Source organism: Finegoldia magna (genome assembly GCF_018371055.1).
Classification (GTDB): domain Bacteria; phylum Bacillota; class Clostridia; order Tissierellales; family Peptoniphilaceae; genus Finegoldia; species Finegoldia magna_I.
In genome coordinates this window covers 1-6430 of record NZ_JAGYZD010000086.1, presented here as the reverse complement: position 1 = coordinate 6430, position 6430 = coordinate 1, and the positions used below count along the sequence as shown (strand labels likewise).

The window sequence follows — 6430 nt, the reverse complement described above, 5'->3', positions numbered from 1 at the left end:
TGTATTAATTATACCATACATTGTAGTGTTTGAAAAATATGCTATAATTATTTTACAGAGGTGCGTATGCAAGAATATAAGAATATAATTTTGGTGTCACATTGTTTATTGAATGAACTTGCGGTTGTCAAAAACGATGCTGGCAGAAAAGATAATTTGAGTTTGATCAAAAATTTAATGAAAATGAACGTGGGAATTTTCCAACTTCCTTGTCCAGAAAACAGAATGTACGGGCCCAATCGCTGGGGAAGCGTGTATGAACAATTCGACAATAATTTCTACAGAAACACAAGCCGTGAATTGTTAAATCCAATTGTCGACGAAATCTCCGATTACATCAAAGACGGCGTAAATTTTTTGGGAGTTATAGGAATTGATGGCTCTCCAAGTTGTGGAATTGGACTTACTTGCAAATCAGAAGAATTCAAAGGAGAAATCTCTGGAATAAAAGACATTGCTCATTGTGTAAATTCCGTCGAAATGACAGATGACAAGGGCGTTTTCATGGAAGAATTGGAGAAATTATTTGAAAATAAAAATATCGAGACGAAATATTACGGCTACAATGACAGTAATGTAGATGAAATAATAGAAAAAATCGATCAAACAATAAAAAACAACGCATAAAAACAAAACTGTGTGAAGTCACATTCACACAGTTTTTTAATTGAAATTTTTAATTATCAGCTGAACAAATTATAAAACACATTCGTCGGTATCAAAAATAGATAAGGTGCTGTAAGTATTGCCAATGTCAAGGACACTTTTTTGCTTTGAGATTCTGACAAATCAGTGTATCTGAATGAAAATTTGCGGTTGAATATATACACCAAAAATCCTGCGAAAAGTACTGCTAAAACCATGACCAAAATTCCCCAAGGTGTTTCATAATAATCATTCAATATCGGAATTGAAATATTATCGTAGAACCATTTTGCAATATTATTTCTTGTTCCATTAATCCCAAATGATAAAATCATCAAAACAGCCGTAGCGATTATATCTGCTACAAATCCTAGTGCCACAGTCTTTGCGAGCGATTTTTTGATAACAGCCATCGGTTTTTCGATTTTAATTAATTTCAAAGCCAACAAAGTTACTAAGAAGTCCACCAAAATATTTGCTGGTACAATAGCAACCCAAGTTATTGGATAAAGCCACACAATCCAGACTGGAAATATCAAATTATATAGTTTTACAGATTTTTTGTTCATTATTTTAACTTTCTATTTACGGAATCCAGTTTTTGCTCAAACGAAGCATCCTTGTCTCTTCTGTCGTCAATTTTAATCACAGAATACACTCTGTCAACGCCTTCGCTGAATACAGCTTCTTGCATATCGCGAACTGCCTTCAACAATTCGTCGATATCTCCTTGCATCACTGTTCCCATTGGATTCAATTCAACTTTTATATTTTCTTTATTTCTCACATTATCATAAGCTTTCGCAACGTATTGTGATAAACTTGTAGTTTGTGTTCCAACTGGAACTAATGTTAATTCTAAAATAGCCATTATAATCTCCTTGTAAATCTTATAAATTCTTCAAAATCTTAACCGTATCTTGGATTTGCCCGTCTCCAGGATTTTTAATATCGTCAAAATCAACGCCCATCACAACAATGATGTATTTCTTGCCATTTTTTTCAGACAAAGTCGCCCAACAAAGCCCCGCTTTTTCTGTAGTGCCACTTTTGCCGCCAATAATTTTGAAACCATCTTGATCGTAATCTTTCAATCTTCCAAGAACTGTACTTTCGATTTCAATTCCTTTTGGATGATCCAAAGTTTTCGTGGAAGTGTACTTATCGGTCGTGAAAATCTTGTAAAATTTTTCATTTTTCAGTGAATTTTTCAACAAAAACGCCATGTCTTTTGCGCTTGAATAATGATCATCCTCATCCATTCCCTCAGAATTTTTGAAATTCGTATTATTCAAGCCCATATTCTTCGCGTTTTCATTCATCAAATCCACAAATTTTTCCTTGGAACCACTGACATTAATAGCCAAGCTGTCTGCACATTCTCCAGCAGAGGCAAGCATCGTTCCATACAACAAATCCTCAAAAGTAGTGGGCTCGTTACCATAAAAACCTGCCATTGAAGCGTTTTGTGTAACAAGTTTTTGGTAGCTTTTCTTATCTATCGGAGCTTTTTTATCAAAATCTTCAATTTTTCCTATAGCTGTATGCACCGTCATCATCTTGGTCAAAGAAGCAGGATACACTTTCTTATCTGGATTTTTGGAGAAAATTTCCTTTTCATCGTCAATTGAATAAACGTAAATCGAGTCCGCATTAAAGCTAAGCTTGTCAAATTTATTCGCATTCGAAACCTTGAAAATGAAACACAATCCAACCACAACCAACAGCGTAACTCCCGCTATCTCAAGTTTCTTTTTCATAATTCACCCCGTTTGTTCATTTCAATTATACCACTAATCCTTGCAAATAAATCTCATTTGACAAATCTTAACATTTTTATCGTGTCAACAATTTCTTATACAAATTATCCACCATTATCGCTCCAAACGGTGCAGTAATCAGGATAGAAATAACAGCTACAGTCAATGCCATATCCCCTACTTTCAATCCCATTGATAGAGGAATTGCGCCGATGGCTGCTTGCACTGTCGCTTTTGGAGTGTAGGCTATCATACAGAATAATCTTTCTTTTGGAGTTAATTTTGTTTTCAAGACAGATGCATACATGCCCACCATTCTGATCATCAAAGCACAAATCACCAAAACAACTACCGTGATTCCAGAATTTATCGCGTATTTTACATTCACAGTCGCGCCTACTAATACGAACAAAAATATTTCTGCGCCGACCCACAATTTGTTGTACTTTTCTGATAATCTTTCCGCCAAATCTTCGTAAATCTTCTTCACAACCATGGACATCGCCATTATTGCGATGAGTCCCGAAAATGGAATGGGCGTGATTTTCTCCAATTCTAAAAGCAAGAACGAAATACTCAACACAATCAAAACTTTCACAGTGTCACGCATGTGAAATCTTTTGAAAAATTTCACCAACAAGAATCCTATTCCAGCTCCTACGATACTTCCAATCAAAATAGAAAAAGGAATGGCGATGAATTTGAACACATTGATGTCTCCTGTTTGAGCGAGAGATGTCAAAGATGTAAACACAACGATGCAGAAAACATCGTCGCAGCTACTTCCAGCCAAGATAAGTTGTGGGATTTTATGCTCATCCCCGTATCCTTCTTCAATAAGTCGTATCATTCTTGGAACGACAACTGCAGGAGACACTGCAGCGATAATAGATCCGATTATGAATGCGTCCAACACATCCACCTTCAAAAATATCGGTGCCAAAATTCCCACAGCGCACATTTCAAAAACTGCCGGCACGAAACACATTAACACTGCCGGTCTTCCGATTTTTTTCAAATCATCGATGTCCAGTGACAATCCTGCACGAGTCAAGATTATTACTAGTGCAATGGTTCTAATTTCAGATGAAATATCCAGAATTTTTTTGTCGATAAGATTCATCTCGAACGGTCCAAGAGTTATTCCCACGATTAAAAACGCCAGGATAGGTGGCAATTTTATTTTTTTGAAAATTTTCCCTAAAATCAACGATAAAATAATTATGATTGCTAAACTTTTTAACATAATTTCTCCTTTATATAATAAAAAAGCTGATGATATCTGTACAAACAGAAGTCATCAGCAAAATTTTTGCGTTTTAGTTATTAACAAGGGAGTACTTCATTCCCCAAATCTATTTCCATGAAAGTTCAAACTTACCACATGCTTTGTTGTAGTTGAAAACCAAGCGGTATTTCTCGGATTCGTTCAAATAATCAGACGAAAATCCATTCATCTTGTTCAATTCGAATACCTTGTTTCCCAATGAATCTATGAGGCTTACAGTAACGTTGCCGCTTTCCAATTCATTGTCCAAATTAAAATCGTAAAATCCACTTTTTTTGACTTTGAATACTTTCGTAGCTTTTCCGCTAGTTTTTTTCAAACTTGCGTGGATGTTGTCTTCCAAAATTCCTTGTGTTTGATAAAACCACAAGGCTGACATGCTCCTAAAATATCCAATTCCATTCATATACATAAAGTATCCCACTGCAACAATTGCAATTACCGAAAAAATAATTAATGAGCTCGGCTCACCGGGTAAATCCATAATAATAAATCCTCCATATATTTCAAAATTTTCTGATAATAATATACCACAACGCTAAATTTTTTACAATAAACTACAACACCAATTCTTCTAATATTTTGACATTTTTTATCACGATAACCTTGGTTCCAATCAAATCGATATATCCAAGCTTTTTGAATTCGCCTAATTTTCTAGTAATAGTTTCTCTTGTAAGCCCAGAATAATTCCCAAGTTCTTCTCTGTTCATCGCAAGGTCTAGTCTTATTCCGTCCTTAGTTTCCACGCCCATTGTGTCTTTTAATCGTAATAAAAGCGCCGCAGTTTTCATAGTTGCATTGCTAGTGGATAATCTTTGCACCAAATCTTCTGCAAGTCTAATTCTTTCAAAACTTTTTTTCAAAATTTTAGTAAGAGCAAGTGGTGAATTTATCAAATATTTATTGAAAATATCCCTAGGAATCATAATAACTTCACAGTCTGTCAACGCTTGGCCCATGTAGATGTATTCCACATCTTCCAAAATATTATGGCCACCCACAAAATCATTTTCGTGATACAAATACAAAATTTGTTCTCTTCCATCAATCGTATTGTGAAAAACTTTTATCGTACCTTTGTGGATTACATACATGTTTTCGGCAGAATCTCCGGGTTTGAAAATGTAGTCTTCTGCTTTTAGTTTAAGAAATTTCATTTTTCTAATAGCTTCATCGTAATCGACATTGTCAATTCCCTTAAAAAGCTCCACATCTTTTATAGCTTCCAACAAGTATTTTTTATCATCTTCCATATCAAATTGCTCCTCTGTTATTTTCATAGCTTGAAAATTCAAAGCCTCATCACGTCTGCTGTCGCTTACGGTCTTTGCAAATTGTGCATTAACGTATTTTTCAAATTTTTCGGCAGTTTTTTTATCCATTGCTTCGACATTTTCAAGGAAGTATTTTCTGCCCAAATTTTCGTATTTGTATACTCCACCTAAATGATATGGTAAAATTTCAATTCTTTCAACCATATTTTTTATTTTATCTAAAGATTCTACAAACTTATCCATTTCTTCGTAGTTATCAGTAAATCCAGGAACCATGACATGTCTAGCCCAAATATTTCCGCAAAATCCATTGGATTCTAAATGATTTACAAATTCTAGGAAATTTTTGTCTTCCATAAATGTAATTTGCTTGTATAATTTGGAGTCGAAAGCTTTGAAATCAAGTAGCATTGTGTCGATATAAGGAAGAATTTCTGAGTAGTATTTTTTATCGCCAACGCCTGATGTGTCCAAGCAAGTGTTGAAGCCTTCTTGTTTTAGTCTTTTCACCACTTCTTTTAAGAATTCTCCCTGCAACAGAGGTTCTCCTCCAGAAATCGTGACTCCACCTTCTTGTCCGTGATATGGCTTGTATCTTTTCGCTATTTTTATAATTTCATCTACAGTGTATTCTTTTCCACCATGTATGTTTTGAGAATCTGGATTGTGACAGTAAACACATTTCAATGGACAACCTTGCAAGAAAAATATAGTTCTGTTTCCCGGTCCATCGACAAGTCCCATAGTTTCTATAGAATGCACGTAACCTTTTATTTCATTGTCCATATTTTTCTCCCATCGTCAAAAAGGGCATACAAATATGCCCTTAATAAAATTTATTTATACAAACTCATGGAATGTTCTGTTGATTACATCTAGTTGATGTTCGCGGTCCAATTGGTTAAATCTTACAGCATATCCCGAAACTCTTATAGTTAAGTTTGGATATTTTTCTGGATTTTCCATCGCGTCTTCCAACAATTCACGATCCATTACGTTAACGTTCAAATGGAAAGCGTCTTGGTTGAAATATCCATTCATGATGTTTGTCAAGTTTGTTATTCTTTCTTCTTCATTTTTGCCAAGCGCATTTGGAATGATTGAGAAAGTATTTGAAATACCGTCTTGATTTACGTTCTTGTAAGGCATTTTTGCTACGGAGTTCAATGAAGCAAGTGCTCCTGATTTGTCTGCGCCATTCATTGGGTTTGCTCCTGGTGCAAATGGTTCGCCTTTTTTACGTCCGTCTGGTGTGCTTCCTGTTTTCTTACCGTAAGTTACATTTGAGGTGATTGTCAACAAACTCAAAGTGTGCTCTGCGTTTCTGTAAGCTTTTGTTTTTCTCAAAGATTCTATGAAGTATTTGCTTATAGCTATTGCCAAATCATCTGCTCTGTCATCGTCATTTCCGTATCTTGGGAAATCTCCTTCAACTTCAAAATCAACAGCCAATCCGTTTT

Annotated in this window: 8 protein-coding genes and 1 riboswitch; of the genes, 1 reads left to right on the top strand and 7 read right to left on the bottom strand. The window is 35.1% G+C overall.

Annotated elements, in window-relative coordinates; all coding sequences use genetic code 11:
* Positions 1 to 66 precede the first annotated feature (66 nt).
* The gene (locus KHW44_RS05000) at positions 67 to 627 is read left to right on the top strand and encodes a CD3072 family TudS-related putative desulfidase (RefSeq protein ID WP_304066724.1); all 561 of its coding nucleotides are present in this window, start codon (positions 67 to 69) and stop codon (positions 625 to 627) included.
* A gap of 56 nt (positions 628 to 683) precedes the next feature.
* On the opposite strand, the gene KHW44_RS04995 is transcribed toward KHW44_RS05000, so the two are convergent.
* From KHW44_RS04995 to KHW44_RS04965, 7 genes are all read right to left on the bottom strand, one after another.
* Positions 684 to 1214, bottom strand: coding sequence for a hypothetical protein (locus KHW44_RS04995; protein WP_304066722.1), 531 nt, complete (start codon positions 1212 to 1214; stop codon positions 684 to 686).
* On the bottom strand, positions 1214 to 1516 hold the full coding sequence (locus tag KHW44_RS04990) for an MTH1187 family thiamine-binding protein (protein WP_304066719.1): 303 nt from the start codon (positions 1514 to 1516) through the stop codon (positions 1214 to 1216). The genes KHW44_RS04995 and KHW44_RS04990 overlap by 1 nt, the downstream gene beginning before the upstream one ends.
* Before the next feature lie 19 nt (positions 1517 to 1535).
* Positions 1536 to 2405 carry a D-alanyl-D-alanine carboxypeptidase family protein gene (locus tag KHW44_RS04985; protein WP_304066716.1) on the bottom strand — a complete coding sequence of 290 codons (870 nt, stop codon included), beginning with the start codon at positions 2403 to 2405 and terminating at the stop codon, positions 1536 to 1538.
* A 76-nt stretch (positions 2406 to 2481) separates the two neighbouring features.
* Positions 2482 to 3651 carry a sodium:proton antiporter gene (locus tag KHW44_RS04980; protein ID WP_304066714.1) on the bottom strand — a complete coding sequence of 390 codons (1170 nt, stop codon included), beginning with the start codon at positions 3649 to 3651 and terminating at the stop codon, positions 2482 to 2484.
* 38 nt (positions 3652 to 3689) lie between these two features.
* Positions 3690 to 3764, bottom strand: a riboswitch (Fluoride riboswitch).
* A complete protein-coding gene (locus KHW44_RS04975; RefSeq protein ID WP_002838053.1) occupies positions 3761 to 4177 on the bottom strand; it encodes a hypothetical protein in 417 nt (138 codons plus the stop codon). (Overlaps the previous riboswitch by 4 nt.)
* 73 nt (positions 4178 to 4250) lie before the next feature.
* On the bottom strand, positions 4251 to 5756 hold the full coding sequence (gene pflA, locus KHW44_RS04970) for a pyruvate formate-lyase-activating protein (protein WP_304066710.1): 1506 nt from the start codon (positions 5754 to 5756) through the stop codon (positions 4251 to 4253).
* A 54-nt stretch (positions 5757 to 5810) separates the two neighbouring features.
* On the bottom strand, positions 5811 to 6430 hold a 620-nt coding region (locus tag KHW44_RS04965; protein WP_304066707.1), incomplete at its 5' end, for a glycine radical domain-containing protein.